The 18,187-nt window shown below is 49.8% G+C and carries 14 protein-coding genes; 6 read left to right on the forward strand and 8 right to left on the reverse strand.

Annotated elements, in window-relative coordinates; all coding sequences use genetic code 11:
• Positions 1-16: 16 nt before the first annotated feature.
• The 6 genes from P9L94_16115 to P9L94_16140 form a co-directional block, all read right to left on the reverse strand.
• On the reverse strand, positions 17-1,795 hold the full coding sequence (locus tag P9L94_16115) for an arylsulfatase (GenBank protein ID MDP8245610.1): 1,779 nt from the start codon (positions 1,793-1,795) through the stop codon (positions 17-19).
• A 61-nt stretch (positions 1,796-1,856) separates the two neighbouring features.
• Positions 1,857-2,045 carry a Flp family type IVb pilin gene (locus P9L94_16120; protein ID MDP8245611.1) on the reverse strand — a complete coding sequence of 63 codons (189 nt, stop codon included), beginning with the start codon at positions 2,043-2,045 and terminating at the stop codon, positions 1,857-1,859.
• Positions 2,046-2,253: 208 nt separating this feature from the next.
• The gene (locus tag P9L94_16125; GenBank protein ID MDP8245612.1) at positions 2,254-2,499 is read right to left on the reverse strand and encodes a hypothetical protein; all 246 of its coding nucleotides are present in this window, start codon (positions 2,497-2,499) and stop codon (positions 2,254-2,256) included.
• Positions 2,500-2,765: 266 nt separating this feature from the next.
• Positions 2,766-4,043: a Gfo/Idh/MocA family oxidoreductase gene (locus P9L94_16130; GenBank protein MDP8245613.1), complete on the reverse strand. Its 1,278-nt coding sequence runs from the start codon at positions 4,041-4,043 to the stop codon at positions 2,766-2,768.
• 104 nt (positions 4,044-4,147) lie between these two features.
• Entirely contained in the window at positions 4,148-5,029 is an 882-nt protein-coding gene (locus P9L94_16135) for a 2-oxoacid:ferredoxin oxidoreductase subunit beta (protein ID MDP8245614.1), read from the reverse strand.
• An 18-nt stretch (positions 5,030-5,047) separates the two neighbouring features.
• Entirely contained in the window at positions 5,048-6,817 is a 1,770-nt protein-coding gene (locus P9L94_16140; GenBank protein MDP8245615.1) for a 2-oxoacid:acceptor oxidoreductase subunit alpha, read from the reverse strand.
• A 371-nt stretch (positions 6,818-7,188) separates the two neighbouring features.
• Between P9L94_16140 and P9L94_16145 the strand changes: the two genes are divergently transcribed.
• Together P9L94_16145 and P9L94_16150 are read left to right on the forward strand one after the other, a co-directional pair.
• A complete protein-coding gene (locus tag P9L94_16145) occupies positions 7,189-8,859 on the forward strand; it encodes an arylsulfatase (protein ID MDP8245616.1) in 1,671 nt (556 codons plus the stop codon).
• Complete coding sequence (locus P9L94_16150) at positions 8,859-10,184, forward strand: sulfatase-like hydrolase/transferase (protein MDP8245617.1); 1,326 nt, start codon at positions 8,859-8,861, stop codon at positions 10,182-10,184. Before P9L94_16145 ends, P9L94_16150 begins: the two co-directional genes overlap by 1 nt.
• Positions 10,185-10,195: 11 nt before the next feature.
• Here the strand turns inward: P9L94_16150 and P9L94_16155 are convergent, their stop codons facing one another.
• Complete coding sequence (locus P9L94_16155) at positions 10,196-11,437, reverse strand: ADP-ribosylglycohydrolase family protein (GenBank protein ID MDP8245618.1); 1,242 nt, start codon at positions 11,435-11,437, stop codon at positions 10,196-10,198.
• A 95-nt stretch (positions 11,438-11,532) separates the two neighbouring features.
• Here P9L94_16155 and P9L94_16160 point away from each other — a divergent pair, with 95 nt between their 5' ends.
• Both P9L94_16160 and pap read left to right on the forward strand, forming a co-directional pair.
• Complete coding sequence (locus P9L94_16160; protein MDP8245619.1) at positions 11,533-12,891, forward strand: pectate lyase; 1,359 nt, start codon at positions 11,533-11,535, stop codon at positions 12,889-12,891.
• A gap of 111 nt (positions 12,892-13,002) precedes the next feature.
• Positions 13,003-14,499, forward strand: a complete 1,497-nt coding sequence (gene pap / locus P9L94_16165) for a polyphosphate:AMP phosphotransferase (GenBank protein MDP8245620.1) — start codon at positions 13,003-13,005, stop codon at positions 14,497-14,499.
• Positions 14,500-14,536: 37 nt separating this feature from the next.
• Here the strand turns inward: pap and P9L94_16170 are convergent, their stop codons facing one another.
• Positions 14,537-16,582: a FapA family protein gene (locus P9L94_16170; GenBank protein MDP8245621.1), complete on the reverse strand. Its 2,046-nt coding sequence runs from the start codon at positions 16,580-16,582 to the stop codon at positions 14,537-14,539.
• Between the two features lie 249 nt (positions 16,583-16,831).
• On the opposite strand from P9L94_16170, the gene P9L94_16175 reads away from it, so the two are divergent.
• Positions 16,832-17,110 carry a hypothetical protein gene (locus tag P9L94_16175; protein ID MDP8245622.1) on the forward strand — a complete coding sequence of 93 codons (279 nt, stop codon included), beginning with the start codon at positions 16,832-16,834 and terminating at the stop codon, positions 17,108-17,110.
• Positions 17,111-17,303: 193 nt separating this feature from the next.
• Positions 17,304-18,182, forward strand: a complete 879-nt coding sequence (locus P9L94_16180) for a sugar phosphate isomerase/epimerase (protein MDP8245623.1) — start codon at positions 17,304-17,306, stop codon at positions 18,180-18,182.
• Positions 18,183-18,187: the final 5 nt, after the last annotated feature.

The following is an 18,187-nucleotide window of genomic DNA, read 5'->3' on the forward strand; positions in this document are numbered from 1 at the left end:
GATAGAACCTTGATCCTCAATTAACTTTTCTAACGATAACTGCCTTCAAATCCATCACTTGCTCGCCTGTCTTTGATAAGGCTTTTACCGAAAGTTTTGTTCGCCCTGGCTTTAGTTGAACCGCGCCAACCCGAAGCGGCTGCCATTCTTTTTCATAGACCTCTTTTCGAGGAACCAGATCAGGGCTAGGGATATGCGGCGGATTATGCGCTTTGGTGATTTTCCCTTTGATGATTTTCCCGCCAATTTCAACCTGAAACTCACTACCAATATTTGACTTATCACATATATACTCAAGTGAGATTTCATAGTTACCTTGAGAGACAACTTCAACATCCCAATAGGGATAAGCCGTAACATCCGTCCAATTGGTAATATAATCATTCGCCCAGCCGTTGCTGCCCAGATAGCTGATTCCCTCTTTTGATGGAGGAGAAAGCAACGCCTCATGGCCTGGCATAACAACCTCATTCATTTCAGGATAACCGATTGAGATTGCGTCCGGTTCCAGGTTTCGGGCGGTGACATCCTGATACCATTTTTGATAAGCACTCTGGTATTGCTTTAATTTATCGGGATATTGTTCCGCAACATTTTGTTTCTGTTGAGGATCCGCCTTCATATCATATAAACGCCAGGAACCATTTCTCTCACAAGTTGCAAGCCAACGATCATGCCGAACCGAACCTCGACCGCCCCACGTGTGGAAGAGCATACGGTCAAGCGGTTGGTTGGAATTTTCCGTAATCCAACCAGATAGATCACTACCGTCTATAGACTTAGAGAGATTCGCCTCAACGCCGCAGAGAGCCGCCAAAGTCGGTAGCATATCAATATGGGCGGATTGGTGAGGGATGCGCGTCCCAGCCTTGATCTTGCCCGGCCATCGGATAAAACACGGCACACGGACGCCGCCCTCATCAACGCTCCCCTTGCGGCCCCGCATTCCACCATTGTAGCGGTCGCTGTTAGGCCCATTGTCCGTCATAAAAATAACGATGGTATCCTCGCTCAGGTTTTGGTCGTCCAAGCAATCGAGCAGCCGCTTAATGTTATCATCGAGATTCTCACACATGGCATAAGCGCATGCTGTAGTGTCGTCAAGTCTTTTTGCTTTATACTTATTAAAATACTGAGCTGGAACCTGCCAGGGAGAATGAGGAGCGTTGTAGGGAACATAGCAGAAAAATGGCTTATCTTTGTTTGAGACAATGAACCTCTGCGCCTCATCTGTCAGCACGTCGCTGATGAACCCTTTGGTCTTCTCATATTTTCCATTGCGCTCAAGCGTCGTATCAAAGTAGTTGTTCCAATGCCCGGCGCAGAACCCGAAAAATTCATCGAATCCCTGTCCGTTGGGGTGCTGGGGATAATGGGCGCCGTTATGCCACTTGCCAAAACATCCAGTGGTATAGCCTGCCTTCTGGAAAACTTCCGCGAGGGTCGTTTCATCAGCATCCATGGTTTCGAGGTTGCGCGTAACGCCGGTGACGCCCGTACGAATGTGATATCGGCCCGTCAGCAGGCTAGCACGGGTTGGCGCACATACTGGACTGACATAGAAGCGCTCAAACCGCGCCCCATCCGCAGCGAGACTGTCCATTGTGGGAGTATCAATCTGGGGGTTGCCATGTGAACGCACGTCGCCCCAGCCCTGGTCATCGGTGATAATCAGCAGCACATTCGGCTTCCGAGAATGACTAGCAGCAAGCGCACTCCAAGGCGACGTACATACAGCCGCACCCAGAGCCGTCGAAGCGATAAATTGGCGGCGTGAGACAGGTAGATTGTTCATGGCGTTCCCTCCAAAAGCCTATTTTCTCAAGGGAACGCCGATTCGACAAGCCGTGCAGCGTTTAGCTGGTCGGCAAGCCTGTAATGGTTGGGGCCGCGCCGTTAAACCACCCCGCGACGGCGCCGCCGAAGGCGGTGACTGCGCCGATGCACGAGATGATAATCAACGCTACGACAACCGCGTATTCGACCGCAGTCGGGCCGTCGTCATCATTCAAAAAAACTTGTGCGGATTGAAGAAATGCGTTCATTTTGCCCTCTCCACTTCTTAATAGACTTATCAAGGAATTATTATTCATGATTTATTACCCCTTATATTAAAGGATAATGTTAATAATATCACATTTACCTTCTTCAGTAAACAATATTTAGGGATTATGCGAAAAAATGTCAGAAAACGATGCAATAGTTCATTGCATCCGAATGAATGGTTCACTTCGCAAGCAGGAAAGTTCGACTTCAGTCTTCGTTTTTGTTGTAGCGAATCTTCTCTGCGAACAGGTCGAGGTGCCCGCATTGCGGGCAGCGCATGGCTTTGATTGGTATTGTTTTATCAGAACTCACTTTGATTGTGTACAACCACCCTGGTTCAGGTTTTCCTGGATGCCAAGAGTTAGCAAAAGTGTCGCCCATACTCATATCGACAACGAATCCTTGTTCTTTTTCCACATCGCAAAAAGGGCATTTGATCGACTTCGTATCCATTTTATCCTCCTGAGATGAAAAAAGGCGTAAGCCTATTGCAATCGCTTACGCCTAATAGAAGCCACCTCAAAAATACTTGATTGTTCGCTGCGTGTGGCATGGGTGCAACTCTGCTTGCTTCAGTGCGGGCTTTCAGGCCCTTATGCACAGGCGCTCCCAGAGTTGCACCCATGCCAAAATTGGTTTGCAATTTTTGATATGCTGAAAGCCTTTTTCGTAATCATTGATTGTGAGATGGCTTCTAATACGAAATATTCAGCCCAACCTTACAGCGTCCAGGGCGGGCGTTTTTCCCGATCCAAAAAGCGGTTGCATTCGGGATGATTGATAATGGTTTCGGTTTCGCCGTCAAAGGTGAGTTTTTCGTTACTCCATTGCGCAATGTTCGCCAGATGCGGCCCCAGCGTCGAGCGGTGACCGATTTCGACGTCCGCATTGCATAACTTTCGGCTGCGCAGGCAATCCAAGAAGTTGCGAACGTGTATATAGGTGTCATCGCTGCCGGATTCCTTCATGACCGGCTCGGACTCGCCGATAGGCGTAATCTCGAACCCGCTGCGGTTCATAAACAAGGTCGCGTCCGTCCCATAACACATCATGCCGTAGCCTTGTCCCAGGTGTTTGATTTCGCTGCACATGCGGAACATATACGAAACCGTTACGCCGCCGTCATATTCCCAGACAGCGTTCATGGTGTCGGGTGTTTCGCTATTGTCGGGCAAGGCGAACTTACCGCCGGTCGCGCTAGCGCTGATGGGGTATTCGGCGCCGACCGCCCAACGGGCGATGTCCATGTGGTGCGTCCCCCAGTCGGTCATTTGTCCGCCGGAGTAATCCCAGAACCAACGCCATTGGCGGCAGCGGTTTCTGTTATAAGGCCGCATCGGCGCTTGCCCTAACCACATGTCATAATCGAGGCCTGCAGGCGGGTCGCTGTCTGGCGGAGCGCCCATGTTTCGCTCTATGCGGTTATCGACGTTCCAGCATTCAACATGGGTCATTTTTCCAATCTTGCCCGAGTGAAGCAACTCGACGGCTTGCTTAAAATGAGGAATTGTACGCTGTTGAGTTCCGATCTGTGTGACGCGCTTGTGTTTGCGGGCGGCGGTAACCATTTTACGGCCTTCGCCGATGGTGAGCGCCAGCGGTTTTTCACAATAGACGTCCTTCCCTGCCTCACAGGCGCGAACGAACGGTATCGCGTGCCAATGGTCTGGCGTACCGATAATGACTGCGTCAATCTCATTGATTTCGAGCAGGTCGCGAAAATCCTTAAAGGCTTTCACAGAAGAATCGCCCTTGAGTTTGTCTTTGCGGGTTTGGTCGATGCGTTCCTGGTCAACGTCGCAGATCGCAAGTGCGCGTACATTCTCATCGCGCAAAAACAAACTGAGGTCGTATTGCCCCCGCCCGCCGCAACCAATCACGCCTATGTTGATGCGCTCATTGGCGCCAATCACATTAATGGCAGGCGCAACGCCCAGAGCCAGACTCGCGCCAAGCGTTTTATGAAAATCTCTTCTGGTATGTTGTTGATTACTCATTGCAATTCCTTCCCAAAATAAACGATTACTATTTTTTATCATAAAAAAAACGTCGGCGCTAACTCGGCGCCGACGCGTTTGTTTAATAAGTGCATTTTTTTATTTTACGGCATGAATTGCGAAAAAATGGTCTCCATCGAATTGTCGCCGCGATGATGGGCTTCTTCTTCGATATGTTCGACGTTGTCGAGCATCGTGGGGCGAATGTGTTTGTGAAATAAGCCTAACGAAATTTTTCCGTCGCCGCGAATCGCCATTTTATAGGCTTCGCCTTTATCCATCGTGTCATGATCGTCGCCGAGAATTTCGACTTGGCTTTTCACCTGCTTAAATACATCCATGCCGCGATAAGTCGGGCATGGCGAGATCACGTGAATGAACGCAAAACCCGGATGGCGAATGCCCTCGGTAATAGTGTTGACCAAATGAGCGCCTTCACCAACAAAACACCGCGCAACAAACGAAACGTTGTACGCCAACGCCAACGACACCGCGTCCAAGGGCGACTCGGTCGTCCCGTATGGCGTCGACTTGGTGAGGTCGCCCAGCGGCGTTGAGGGTGACGCCTGCCCTTTGGTTAAACCATAAATAGAATTGTCCATCATGATATAGGTCATGTCGACGTTGCGGCGCCCCGCGTGGGGAAAATGCCCGCCGCCAATGGCAAGCCCGTCGCCGTCGCCGCCCGCAACGATCACGGTCATTTCGGGTTTGCAAATCTTCACGCCGGAAGCGATTGGCAATGCGCGCCCGTGAATCGAATTGAACCCATACGTCGCGCAATAACCGGGAATGCGGCTGCTGCATCCAATACCGGAAATCACAGCGACGAGATGCGGTGGAACCCCGACTTCAGCAAGCGCTTTGTGAACCGGGCTTAATACGGCGAAGTTGCCGCAGCCTTTACACCAAATTGGTTTTAGTTCGCTGCGAAAATCCTTCGGAATATAATCCGGGTGAACCGGCTGACTGGATAATGTAACCATGATACGATTCCAACTCCCTTAGTTCGCAATCGCTGTATTTTGGGCCATTTTTTGCAATTGGCACACGATCTCTTCGCTGCCCAACACTTTGGCGCCGCTACGAGCAAAGCAATGTAATTTATTTGGATCATCAACCAAACTTTTCAAATAACGATAAAACTGGCCTTGGAAGGAAAGTTCGACTGTCAATACAAGGCGCTTGGTTTGGATAAATGCGTTTAGGTCTTCCAGAGGCAGCGGGTGAATCATTTCAGGGACGAAACCTTCAACTGCGAGGCCCAGTATATCAGCGCTTTCGATTGCTTCTTCGATTGCGCCCCGGCTGGAACCCCAGCCAATCAAGCCGATCTCCGACTTTGAATCGCCGCAATGATGAATCAATGAAAAATCTTTTAAAACGCCTTCTAACTTTTTAAAGCGTTTTTCATTCATCTGTTCATGAATAGTAAACGATGATGTAGGTTTGCCCGCTTCATCGTGTTCAATTCCGCTGACGAGGTGTTCGCCGCCGGGCGTCGCGAGTTTCACCGTCGGCGAGACGCCGTCATCCGTCAATTGATAGCGCTTCATCGTCGCCAACGCTTCGCCGCTCAACTGTTTTCGGTCAGGAACAGGAGGCAAAGTCGCATCTAGCGGATCGATCGCTTCCATGCGCTGTCCGATAAACTGGTCAGACAAAATGATGACAGGCAATTGGTAAGCTTCGGCAATCGCGAAGGCTTTGCGGGTAACGTCAAAACAATCGCTGACGCAGGTTGGCGCCACAACAACTTTTGCCGCGTCGCCGTGAGAGCCATAGATGGTCGCCATCAAATCAGATTGCTCCGATTTGGTGGGGATGCCCGTGCTGGGGCCGACCCGCTGGACGTTGGCAATCACGCAGGGAACTTCAGCCATCGACGCCAAGCCAATCGCCTCTTGCTTCAACGAAAGACCCGGCCCGGAAGTAGCCGTCATGGCTTTTTCACCCGAGTAGCCCGCGCCAATCACCATGTTCATCGCGGAAATCTCGTCTTCAGTCTGCACCACCGAGCCGTCTACTTTAGGCAACTCGCGGCTCAACCATTCCATCACTTCGCTGGACGGCGTGATCGGATAGCCCGCAAAAAAACGGCAGCCAGCAGAAATCGCCCCGCAAGCAATGGCTTCATTGCCCGCCATGACCATCTTCGTTTGACTTGGCGTATACTTTAAACGTGGAATAGGGAAATCATTTTGGAACGCTTGTGCATAATGACGCCCCGCCTCGACCGCATTCATGTTCGATGCGACGACATCATCGCCCTTTTTCTTGAAACGCCGCTGAATCAACGTACATAAATCATCATAGGGCAAATTAAATAAATCAAACAAAACGCCCAACATGACCATATTTTTTGAAAGCGTCGTTCCCGCGCTTTGTTCAGCCAATTCACTAAACGGCGCATGAATATACTGCGCATCAAAATTCGCGCCGAGCGGGTTGGTATTTGCGAAGTCCGGTTCCATCGTTTCGTCATGAATGACGATGGCGCCTGTTTTGAGCGACATCTCGTCTTGAAATTTCTTGAATTCATTCCAAGAGAAAACCACTAAGACATCTAAGCGGTCGCCTTGTGAAGGGATCGGCTTTGTGCTGAGGCGTATGTGTGCGGAAGACTCTCCCCCGCGAATCTGGGGGCCGTATGACTTGAGAAACAATGCGTGTAATCCAACTCTTGCAGAAGCGCGGGTGATTAACTCTCCACAGGTTACGCTGCCGTCACCACCGCTTCCCACTATTCCAATGGTAAGCTCTTTAACATCCATTCTGTCGTATCCCTAGATGACTAGATTGAAATTGATTGAAACAATCAAATTTAATTTACCTCAAAATATTAACGTCCATCCAAACTTTACTATATTAGCATTTTTATTTTTATAAACCCGCATTATGACAAAATACATCTGGGTATTTTCCACTCAAAGTTTACTAAATCAGTAATATAATCCCATTCATCTTTATTAGCTATTTAACTAAATAGTATTTAATGATCGCTTAAATAGCAAGAAGAAAAAGACAAATTTTCAAATACTTTTGTCTCTCTCTTGATTTACATACGAAACACTCACATAGACAAGAAAGTCAATTTTATATATACAACATGGAATAGGATATAAAAACCGGAGAAAACCTGATTATGCACAACGCAAACTTAAACCGTCGAACATTTATTGGCGCAGGGGCAGCGGCGCTGGCGCTTCCCTATCAGGCTGTTGCAGCCAACCAAGAGCGACCGAACGTCATTTTGGTAATGACGGACGACCAGGGATACGGCGACTTGGGCGTCCATGGCAATGATAAAATCCGCACGCCTCACTTGGACGCTTTCGCCAAACAAAGCGTACACATCCCCCATTTTTATGTATGCCCGGTTTGCGCGCCCACGCGCGCCTGTTTGATGACGGGGCGTTATAACTATCGCACCGGCGTCGTCGATACTTACATAGGACGCGCCATGATGCACAGCGAAGAAACAACTCTTGCGGAGATGCTCAGCGGCGCTGGATACAAAACGGGCATTTTCGGCAAATGGCACTTGGGCGATAACGCGCCGCTTCGCGCCAGCGAACAAGGCTTCCAAGAATCGCTGGTGCACATGGGCGGCGGCATCGGTCAGCCCTCCGACCCGCCGGGCAACCGCTACTTTGATCCAAAACTATCTCACAACGGCGAGACGAAGACCTACAACGGTTATTGCACGGACATCTTCGCTGACGCCTGCATTGATTTTATTCAGCAAAATAAAGAGCAACCATTTTTCGCTTATCTTGCGACCAACGCGCCGCATACGCCATTGCAAATCCACGCGGATTACGTGAAGCCCTATTTGGATATGGGACTTGATGAAACCACCGCCAAAGTCTACGGCATGGTAGAAAACATCGACGATAACATGGGCAAGTTGATGAGTGCGCTGGAGCGCCTTGATTTGGTCGATAACACCATCGTGATTTTTATGACCGACAACGGCCCCCAACAAAAACGCTACACCGCGAATTTACGCGGGCGCAAAGGCTCCGTCTATGAAGGCGGGGTGCGCGTTCCGTTTTATATCCGCTGGCCAAAACGCTTACAAGCAGGCGCTTCGGTAGACCGCATCGCCGGGCATATTGATATTACGCCGACGATTCTTGAAGCCTGCGGCGTCAACAAACCGCAAGAGATTGCGTTTGACGGCAAAAATCTTATGCCACTACTTGAGAAAAAACCAACCGCCTGGCCTGACCGCAATCTCTATTTTCAATGGCATCGCGGCGACGTTCCGCAGCGCTTTGAAGCCTGCGCCGTACGAGGACAGCGCTATAAATTGGTCAATGGAAAAGAACTGTATGACATCGAAAACGATCCTGGCGAAACGACCAACATCGCCAGTCAACATCCAAACATCGTAGCGAAAATGCGCCAGGAGTACCTCGACTGGTACCGCGACGTTTCCGGTGAACGCGGCTACTCCCCGCCGCTGATTCATATTGGTTCACCCGACGAGAATCCCACCATTCTGACTCCACAAGATTGGCGCGGGCCTGACGCTGGCTGGAACAAAAACTCGGTCGGGTATTGGGAAGTGAATGTGTTGGAAGACAAGAGATATGATGTGCGGCTCCGTTTTAAACGCGCACCCCAAAAGGGCGTTGCCTATTTTAAATTACGTAGCGTATTGCTTGCGCAAGAACTCAAGGCCGGTTCAGATTCATTGACCTTCGCCTCGGTCAAACTGCCGAAAGGCCCCGCTCGTTTAGAGGCATGGATCGACTTTGGAGATCAAGCAGTTGGAATGCAATACGTAGACGTCTTTCAAACAGACTAATGGACACGATTTCACGACGTTCTTTCATTCAAAGCGCGGTGGCGGCGATGACGGCGCCCAATGCGTTTAGTTCAGCCTGTAAGCCGAACATCATCGTCATTCTGGCGGATGATTTGGGTTATGGCGATTTGGGTTGCTACGGCAATACCGAAATACAAACGCCTCATTTAGACTCACTCGCCAAGGGCGGCTTGCGCTTCACTGATTTTCATTCCAGTTGTCCGGTATGCAGCCCGACCCGCGCAGGCTTACTCACAGGGCGATACCAACAACGCTGCCGCGTCCCCGGCGTCGTAACCGTCGCCAAACATCGTGATAGAGGGCTGCCGCCCAGTGAGATCACTTTTGCCGAACGCCTGCGTGACACCGGCTATGCGACCGGGGTATTCGGCAAATGGCACTTGGGCTATCAGAATCAATTCAACCCGACCCGGCAAGGCTTTGACCGCTTTCGCGGTTATGTCAGCGGCAACGTCGATTACATCTCGCATATCGACCAGGGCGGCGTCGCCGACTGGTGGGAGAACGGACGCCTCGCCCCGGAAGAAGGGTATTCGACTCATCTCATCACGCAACATTCCGTACAATTTATTGAAGACAACCACGCTCAACCGTTTTGTCTGTATGTCGCGCACGAGTCGCCCCACTACCCCTATCAAGCACCTAGTGACACAGCAGACCGAACTGTCGGCGGCACGTTTAACTCGCATGGTTCGCGCCAAGACAAAAAAAGCGCTTACAAAACAATGATCGAAGAGATGGACAAGGGCGTAGGAGAAATTTTAGCCGCGCTAAAAAAATACCATCTCGAAGAAGACACATTCGTCTTCTTCTTCTCTGACAATGGCGCAACCAAGGTCGGCTCAAACGGCGATTTAAGAGCATGGAAAGGTACGCTGTGGGAAGGCGGCCATCGCGTACCCGCCATGGCGTACTGGCCGGGACGCATTCAACCCGGCGTGATCGACGACACAACCATCAGCCTCGATATCTTCCCAACGCTGCTCACGCTTGGCGGCGCAGAAGCCCCAATCGACCGCCCCATTGATGGACGAGACTTATCGCCAATTCTATTCGATGGAGAATCTGTCCCCACCCGCAAACTGTTTTGGTCGTACAACAAACAACGCGCGGTTCGAGACGGCGATTGGAAACTGGTTATTACAAAAAAACTGAACAAAGACGAAATCGAATTATTTAATTTAAAAAACGACCCAAGTGAAGCGAACAACTTGGCATCGAAACGCCCTCAACAAGTCCAGTCTCTACTGAGCGATCTCGCCGCCTGGGAAAAAGACGTCATGCCAGACGATCTTGTCTGGTAAGAGCACGGCGTTTAAAAATCACACGGGATGACGTAAACCACTTCGCCGTTCTTTTCGATTTTCCGTCCGCCTGCGTTCCAGATGGCTTGCTCGGCGACGGCGGCAATGCGTTCGACAATTTCGCTAATGGGCGTCACGATTGCAATTTCATCGCGCGTGTAATTGATATAGCGGTCATTGAACGGTTTATCCCACATCCCTTTGCCGACGAAGTCTTTGGTCAGCGCATCGGGGATCGTCTTGGCGCCGTTTAACACGCCCATGAGTCCCGCGCAAGTCGCCGCCTGGTTGTCACAATCGTATCCGGCTGAAACCGCAATTCCGGTTGTTTTCATAAAATCGCCTTCGCCGTAAAGTACCGCCATGATGCCGCACAATCCGTTTTGTAAGGAAGACACGACCGAAACCGGCGCTTCGAAATCGCCTTTTTTGTAGCGGTAATATTTATCGTGAATTAACTTACGCGTGTCGCGCCAATTTTTGTTCTGCTTATGCCATTTGATTACGTCGAGCATGCCTTCATAAAACGGGCCTTCCTGTGGAATTGCCTTAAGCGCCAACTGAACGAGTTTCTCGGTGTCTTTCTCAAAGAACGCCGCGCTGTACATCACCGCGTATGCAATTGTCGGATGCGTCCCCCAGTCGTCGTTGGTAATGCGCGCGCCCCAGTCAGCGCGTTCAGCAGCCTGTTGGGTCAAGCCAGGATAAAACGCGCTCCAAATTTCGTTGACCAGTTGCGGGTCAATCTGAAACCAGTTTTCGTTATTCTCTTTCTTGCCCGTGTCGGGCGCAACCATACCCTGCTCCATCAGGTTTCGCGCGGTTCGGTTGGCAACCCAGATTTTTCGATTGATGTGTTTTTTCCACATCGCGGTGATTTCTTCGTAATTGAGGTCAAGGCCGTATTTCTCGACTGCATGCAGGGTGACGAGTTCGATGTCGGTGTCATCGTCTGAAAACGCGCCTTCCACAGCAGCAGCGAAGATCGGAATATAGCCGCGATGGTCGTTACGATTCACACGAACGCCCGAATCGTCTTTAAAGGTATAATAATGGTCAACGAGAACGGGAATCGACTCATCCACGTAATTATTCTCAAAGGGAAACCCCATATAATTACCAACTAACTGCCCCACCCAAAAGCCGGACAGTTTATCCATCAGTTCTTCGCGGGTGATGGTGCGTTCTTCAGCAATTGCGGCACCGCTAACTAGTAATATTAAAAACGTGGACAGATAAACACTGTTCTTCATTCTTTTCCCCTTTGGCAAATCAGGTGGCGAAATTCAGATTGATTTATGATTCAATAGATTAGAGTAAAAAGCAATGCATGGGAGAACAAAGTCCAATGATCCAAATTGTCCGAGTTTCCATTATCGTTTTGATTGCCTGTTTATTCTGCCGCACGCCAATCGGCGCAGATGATGAACAGGCGTTCCAAAAAGAGGCTGAAACCGCTTTACGCAGCGCCTTGAATTTCATCGCAGGCTTACAACGCGGCGGCGGATGGGCAATGGCATGGACGGAAGACCTGAAATATTTCTACGGAGAGCATCGTATTCGGGAACACAATATCATTACCGTACAGCCGCCCGCCACGCCGGGACTCGGTCAAACATTTCTCAAAGCGAGCCAAATTCTCAAGGATGAAAAATATCGCCAAGTTGCGTTAGCCGCCGCCCAAGCCTTAATCGAGGGACAGTTAGAAAACGGCGGCTGGCCCCACGAGTATTATCCCGGCGATAAGAAAGGAACTGGTACGTTCGACGATGACGTTACCCAAGGCGCGACCCGTTTTCTTCTCTCCATGTATCGCGAGACGCAGGATGCAACAATCGAGGCTGCCGTCAAACGCGCCGCCCAATTCATGCTTGATTCACAATATGAAAACGGCGGTTGGCCTCAACGTTACCCCGGCGGCAACGGCTATGGAAAAAACATCACTCTCAATGACCAAGCGATGATGGATGTCATGCGAACACTGCTCGTGTGTTATCACGAATTTGGCGACGAACGCTACCGCAACGCCGCTCTACGCGGCGCCGATTGTTTGGTCGCGCTGCGCGGCGCGCCGCCGCAGGCAGGTTGGGCGCAGCAGTTCACGCCGGACGGAAAACCCGATTCCGCCCGCGCGTTTGAGCCGGTTGGTCTCAGCAGCGCCGAGTCCATGGACGCAGTGCGCGTTCTAAAAGAGATATACATCGAGACGGGAGACAAGAAATATTTGGAAGCGTGCCTCCCCGTCTTCGATTGGCTCAAACGCTCAAAACTCGAAAACGGAAAATGGGCGCGTCTTTATGAATACGGCAGCAACCGCGCCATTTATTCAACCGCCGACGGCAAAGTTATCTATGACGTCAACCAAGCCCGGCCGGGCTATGGCTGGCAAGGTTCTTATTTCAGCGAAAGTCTCCAAGCAGAAATTCAGCGGCTCATCGCAGCGCCGACCGATCAACGCCATGAGGAAAAAAACCAACAGAAACCTCGTTCATTGCGGTCTGCAAGAGAGCGCGCGCAAGAGGCCATCAAAACACTAGACGGCAAAGGCCGCTGGCTGTCATCGCTAGGCGGATCCATGCGCAATTTTTATCTCGAAAGTGAAGAAAACCCCGATCCTCAAATGAAGTGTATCCATTCAGTAATCTATGAACGAAACATCGGTGTATTGTTAGACTATCTGGAGGCCGCGCACTCTCGTATCGAGTAACAAATCAAAAACAAATCACATAATTCACTCTCTGCAAAGCAAAATTGTAATATACTCACTTTTAAAGTGTTAGTACCTAACGATTGAAATGCCTGCTAAGGAGCAGTGATTATGTTGAACACCCTCGACCTGGATGTATCTCTTGCCAAAGAGGCATACAAAGAGGCTCTGGCTCCCCTCAAAGAGCGCTTGGTCGAATTACAGCGGGCCGTTGTAGACGCAGAGCGCCCCGTCTTGATTGTCTTCGAGGGGATAGAAGCCTGCGGCAAAGGCGACAGCATTCGCCAAGTGGTGTCTCCGCTCGACCCGCGCGGTTTTAAAGTCCACCTGATGAACAGCATCCTGACCGAAGATGAGCAATACTGGCCGAAACTGCGCCGCCATTGGCTGCGGATTCCGAAGCGGGGCGAGATCGCCATCTATGACAAATCCTGGTATATGGAAACGGTCCGCGCGCGCGTGGAAGGCGAACTGTCCAACTCAGACTGGAGCACTTGGATTGATGAAGTGAAACAGTTTGAACGCCAACTCATTGATGATGGAACCGTGTTAATCAAATTTTGGCTGCATATCAGCAAAAAAGAACAACGCGACCGCTTTAAAGTCAGAGAGAAAAGCGCTTATGAAGGCTGGCGGGTCGACAAAGATTCTTGGAAAAACCATAAAAAATTCAACGACTATATAGAAGCCACAGACGACATCATCGTCGAAACCGATACGCCCTACGCGCCCTGGACGCTGGTTCCATCAACCGACCGACGCTACCGCCGCGTCATCGTATTGCGCACAATCGTCGAGACGCTCTCGCGTTCGTTAGAACAGCCGCCCACAACCGTATCCGTCGTAAACCATGTTCCAACGCCGTATGAAATTCGCGGCAGCGAAGAAGGAACCCTGCTGGACCGGGTCGACCCAACCATCGAAATCTCACGCGAAAAATACCGCGAAGATTTAGACCAATATCAAATGCGCTTGCGCCAGCTGGAGTTTGCCTGCTATGCGAAACGCCTCCCTGTGATTTTGGTGTATGAAGGTTGGGACGCGGGCGGCAAGGGCGGCAACATTAAACGTATGACCCAAAAACTTGATCCGCGCGGATACAATGTGATTCCCATCTCAGCGCCGCAGGGCGAAGAAGCCACCAAGCATTATCTTTGGCGTTTTTGGCGACACGCCCCAAAAGCCGGACACTTCGCGATCTTTGACCGTTCCTGGTATGGGCGCGTCATGGTGGAACGCGTTGAAGGGTTCTGCCGCGAAGATGAATGGAAACGCGCCTATTATGAGATCAACGAGTTCGAGCGCCACCTGGCGGATTTCGGAACGGTGATTTTAAAATTCTGGCTGCATATCAGCAACGAAGAACAACTACGCCGCTTTGAAGAACGCGAGCAAACGCCCCGCAAACGATACAAACTCACAGAAGAAGATTGGCGCAACCGGGAGAAGTGGAACGAATACAACGTTGCCGTCAGTGAAATGATCGAACGCACCAACACCAACTATGCGCCCTGGGTAATCGTTGAAGGAGATTGCAAACTCCATGCGCGTATCAAGACCTTAAAAACGCTCGTGAATTTGCTGGAACAAAAACTAAAATCGAAATAGAGACTCTTCGAACACTTCAATCAAATCAGCCGTACATTTATTCACTATCCGAGTTCGTTTCTTTTGATTTAATGTGTATTTTCTCGTCTTTTTCGTCATAGGTCACGACGCATGTATGTTGGGGCGTACGGAATTTGTATCGGGCGTCGTGCATCCGCACAAAGACATCGGGATAAATAATCCCAGCAATCACTGACGGATTTTTGGTGCAATGGAGTTTTTTCGCCAGAGCCTGATAGGCCTCTCGTTGCGTTTTGATTTTCTGCTCCAACAAGTTGCATTTTTCTTGAGCGCGGTCTAACAGTCTTTCATCTAAATCTTGATAGGAGCGTATGGCTTCATTGAGTTGTTTGAGCAACTCCGTGTTGTTTTTCATTTTTTGCGACATGGTCGCCATTACTTCCATCACGGCAAAATCAATTCCGACCTCAATTTCCGTACGGGTGCCGTATTCCGCGCCCACGATGCGTGAGACAATTGTGTGTCCCGCAACGCAGCGCCCGCCGACCACCGCACCCTTGCCTGAGCGCAATTCAATATTTCTCGCCGCCATGACTTGGCTGTTTAATATTTGCGTCCCCACGGCAACGTCGCGGCCTGCGCGAATATCCGCATTCTGTAAAAAACCGGCGATCACGTCGCGCTGCGCCGAAACGGTCCCCTGTTCTTTGCCAAAAATCCCTTTTTTAATTTCGACATCTTTGCCCGCGCTGATTTCCGCCGCTTCAACAGCGCCAACCACGGTGACCGAACCAGAGGCTTTGACTTTAAAATCATCCAAGACGCTGCCGCGAATGACAACGTCTCCCCGAAAATCAATATTCCCGACAGAGAAATCAACATCTCCGTCAATTTCTAATACTTCAGAAACACTCAGCACATCATTTTCAAAGCGATAACGCCCTGCTAGGGTCGAGAACCAATCTTTGCCGTCATTGTCTACGCGGATACCTTCGCCCGGTTCGAGGTTCGCTGCTTTTCCGGCTTTGCCTTCGAGCAGATGTCCGTGAATATCAAAGCCATTCATCCCCTGGGTTGGAAATTGCACCGAGACCAGATGCTCCCCGGCCGGAACTTGCGAAAATTTTTGTAAATTATAAAAATTGATGCCCCCGTCTTCTCCAATAGAGAAAAACTTTTTACCGAGCGTGGGTTTACATATCCATTCAATGGACCCGTTTTTTCCATGCCGGGCGGGTTTGCCCCGCGCAATTTGCCATTGTTGAACTGGCTTTAATTGTTCGTTCGCTTGCTTAATCGCCTCGCGGATTCGTACCCGGTCAATGCCTCGCACGACTTTTAATTTCGACAAGCGGTTTTCAATATCTTGAAAATAAGCGCCGCGCCCGAGACCCTGCGGCGGTTCAATCGAAAGCAGGGCGCGCATTCCATTCTCATCAACGGAAATTGTAATGGCAGCGTCTTTGTTATTCGGGCGAACAGACAAAACGCCTTCGTTAACTTTCAGCGTTCCTTCAAGGGAGGAATAGTATTCGTGCCCATTTTTGGTGTGGATATTCGCGCCAACTTTGGGCGGTTCATTGTCAATCACAGGCGCTTCGAGGGTGTGGCCGTAAATGTCAATGCCCGGCTCGCCAGTCCCTGTCGTTTCTAACTTCAGTAATAACTCATTCTTCCGCACGACCACTTCAACCGACTCGTCGATGGGCGCCTCGCCAGCAATCCAAAATGAGCGGCGAAAATTTTCAATGGGGATAGGGTCGCGGCCCACTGCGATCACGATTTCTAATTCAACATCGGGCTGGTTCTTTAACAGCTGAAATCCTTTGAGCGCATTACGTTCAATGACGCCTTGGATGACGCCCATTTCATTTAACTGTTTCAGGCAAGCACGCGCATCGTATTTTTTGGGAGGACGACCAAGAGACGGATGGAACCGCAACCATGCTTTAGTATGCGAATGGTTCATCACCAAAGAAACGCCCGCTTGAATCATAACGGCTTCAAGCGATTCAACTTGATCCGCTTTCAATTCACTTGTCTCAGCAAAAGAATCTTTTGCTGAATGTTCATCGTGAAGCGAAAGGTCAACTTGCCCTAATAGTTTTTCTAAGCGTTCCATTGTCTAATATACCCTGCAATGATAAAGATTATATCATAGATAACCTCTCAACAACTTGTTTTTATCTCACCGCGTTTTATCGGCTCATGCTCAATAATTATCGTCAATACGACGACTCGGCGCCTCCACCACAATAGATATATTATTCACATTATTTCAGAGAAATAGTTAACTAGCATTTGACCTTTTCAGTAAAATAATGTAACAATGGAGTTACTGGGGAAAGATTACCATCAAAGGAGCAACACAATGAAAGCAATTCACTGGGTATTCTTGGGGACAATCGCTGCTGTCGTTCTAGCAATGGGGTGTGCGACAACAGGGCAATCAACATCAACTGCGGCATCGGGTTCTCATCCAAAATTTGAAGAGATGTGCTCAAAATGCCACACATTAGACCGGGTGCATGTTGCTCACAACGCGCTCTCGCAACAACAAATGAGTTCTATCGTTCAACGCATGTCACATAAACCCGGCTCAAACATCGACCCGAATAGCATCGAAGACATCGTTTCACAAATTTACTAATCCAGACTCAATTTGTGATTTGTGAATTCAACTCGAAGCGTGAAATCGTAAATCTGATCGGGAACAGTTTTCTGTTCCCGATTTTTTTGATTCAATCATTTTGAAGCAATTCAAGATCAAGCCTCTTTCGTTCAATTCACCGCCGTCGTATTCTATTTAAAGTTGAACACTCAAAGTCAAAGGGGAAACCATCATGAAAGATGCTTTACAACGCCGTCAATTTCTTGCAGCGGGCGCAACCGCCGCTTTCGCCGCCAGCGCTGGCTTGAACCAATCGGCTTTTGCCGCGCCGTCTACCACCGCGAATGAACCCAAAATTGGTCTCATCCTTTACACGCTTCGCGACTTTTTGAAGACGGGCGATGATATTGCGCGCACGTTTGAAAAGATCAAAAAAATTGGTTACAACAATGTGGAAATCACCAGCTGCGGCGCGGTGTCAAACTCCGAACTGGCCAAACTGTTGAAAGCCAATGAACTGAACGCGGTTTCAACCCACTCCTCGTTTGATCAAATGAGAAATGACTTAAACAAAGTCGTCGATGAGCACAAAGAAATCGGCTGCTCACATATATGCGTCGGCTCCATGCCTGGCGACATGCGCAAAGACAAAGCCAGTTATATAGAATTCGCCAAACAAGCCAGCGAAGTGGGCCAAAATTTGGCTGAACACAATATGACCTTTGGCTATCACAATCATAACTTTGAATTCCATCATTTCGATGGAATCGCGGGCCAGGAAGTCTTACGGACCGAGAGCGACCCCAAAGCATTCAACTTTGAAATTGACACCTATTGGATTCAAGCTGGCGGCGCCGACCCCGCGCAATGGATCGAAAAAACGGCGGGCCGCGTCCCCACCGTCCACATGAAAGACATGTTGATGTTAGACGGCAAGCAAGTGTTCGCCGAAGTTGGAGCAGGCAACTTGAATTGGCCCGCCATTCTTGACGCGATCAAAAAAGCGAAACCAAAATACGTCATCGTTGAGCAAGACCAATGCTATCGCGACCACTTTGAAAGCATCACGCTCAGCATCAAGAACATGAAATCCTGGGGCCTCAAAGCGTAGCGAAA

The organism is Candidatus Hinthialibacter antarcticus (genome assembly GCA_030765645.1).
Taxonomy (GTDB): Bacteria; Hinthialibacterota; Hinthialibacteria; order Hinthialibacterales; family Hinthialibacteraceae; genus Hinthialibacter; species Hinthialibacter antarcticus.

What these genes read in the sequence shown, in the direction of transcription:
- P9L94_16115 (MDP8245610.1), bottom strand. Translation starts at nt 1,795, where the DNA reads ATGAACAATCTACCTGTCTCACGCCGCCAATTTATCGCTTCGACGGCT.
- P9L94_16120 (MDP8245611.1), bottom strand. Translation starts at nt 2,045, where the DNA reads ATGAACGCATTTCTTCAATCCGCACAAGTTTTTTTGAATGATGACGAC.
- P9L94_16125 (MDP8245612.1), bottom strand. Translation starts at nt 2,499, where the DNA reads ATGGATACGAAGTCGATCAAATGCCCTTTTTGCGATGTGGAAAAAGAA.
- P9L94_16130 (MDP8245613.1), bottom strand. Translation starts at nt 4,043, where the DNA reads ATGAGTAATCAACAACATACCAGAAGAGATTTTCATAAAACGCTTGGC.
- P9L94_16135 (MDP8245614.1), bottom strand. Translation starts at nt 5,029, where the DNA reads ATGGTTACATTATCCAGTCAGCCGGTTCACCCGGATTATATTCCGAAG.
- P9L94_16140 (MDP8245615.1), bottom strand. Translation starts at nt 6,817, where the DNA reads ATGGATGTTAAAGAGCTTACCATTGGAATAGTGGGAAGCGGTGGTGAC.
- P9L94_16145 (MDP8245616.1), top strand. Translation starts at nt 7,189, where the DNA reads ATGCACAACGCAAACTTAAACCGTCGAACATTTATTGGCGCAGGGGCA.
- P9L94_16150 (MDP8245617.1), top strand. Translation starts at nt 8,859, where the DNA reads ATGGACACGATTTCACGACGTTCTTTCATTCAAAGCGCGGTGGCGGCG.
- P9L94_16155 (MDP8245618.1), bottom strand. Translation starts at nt 11,437, where the DNA reads ATGAAGAACAGTGTTTATCTGTCCACGTTTTTAATATTACTAGTTAGC.
- P9L94_16160 (MDP8245619.1), top strand. Translation starts at nt 11,533, where the DNA reads ATGATCCAAATTGTCCGAGTTTCCATTATCGTTTTGATTGCCTGTTTA.
- pap (MDP8245620.1), top strand. Translation starts at nt 13,003, where the DNA reads ATGTTGAACACCCTCGACCTGGATGTATCTCTTGCCAAAGAGGCATAC.
- P9L94_16170 (MDP8245621.1), bottom strand. Translation starts at nt 16,582, where the DNA reads ATGGAACGCTTAGAAAAACTATTAGGGCAAGTTGACCTTTCGCTTCAC.
- P9L94_16175 (MDP8245622.1), top strand. Translation starts at nt 16,832, where the DNA reads ATGAAAGCAATTCACTGGGTATTCTTGGGGACAATCGCTGCTGTCGTT.
- P9L94_16180 (MDP8245623.1), top strand. Translation starts at nt 17,304, where the DNA reads ATGAAAGATGCTTTACAACGCCGTCAATTTCTTGCAGCGGGCGCAACC.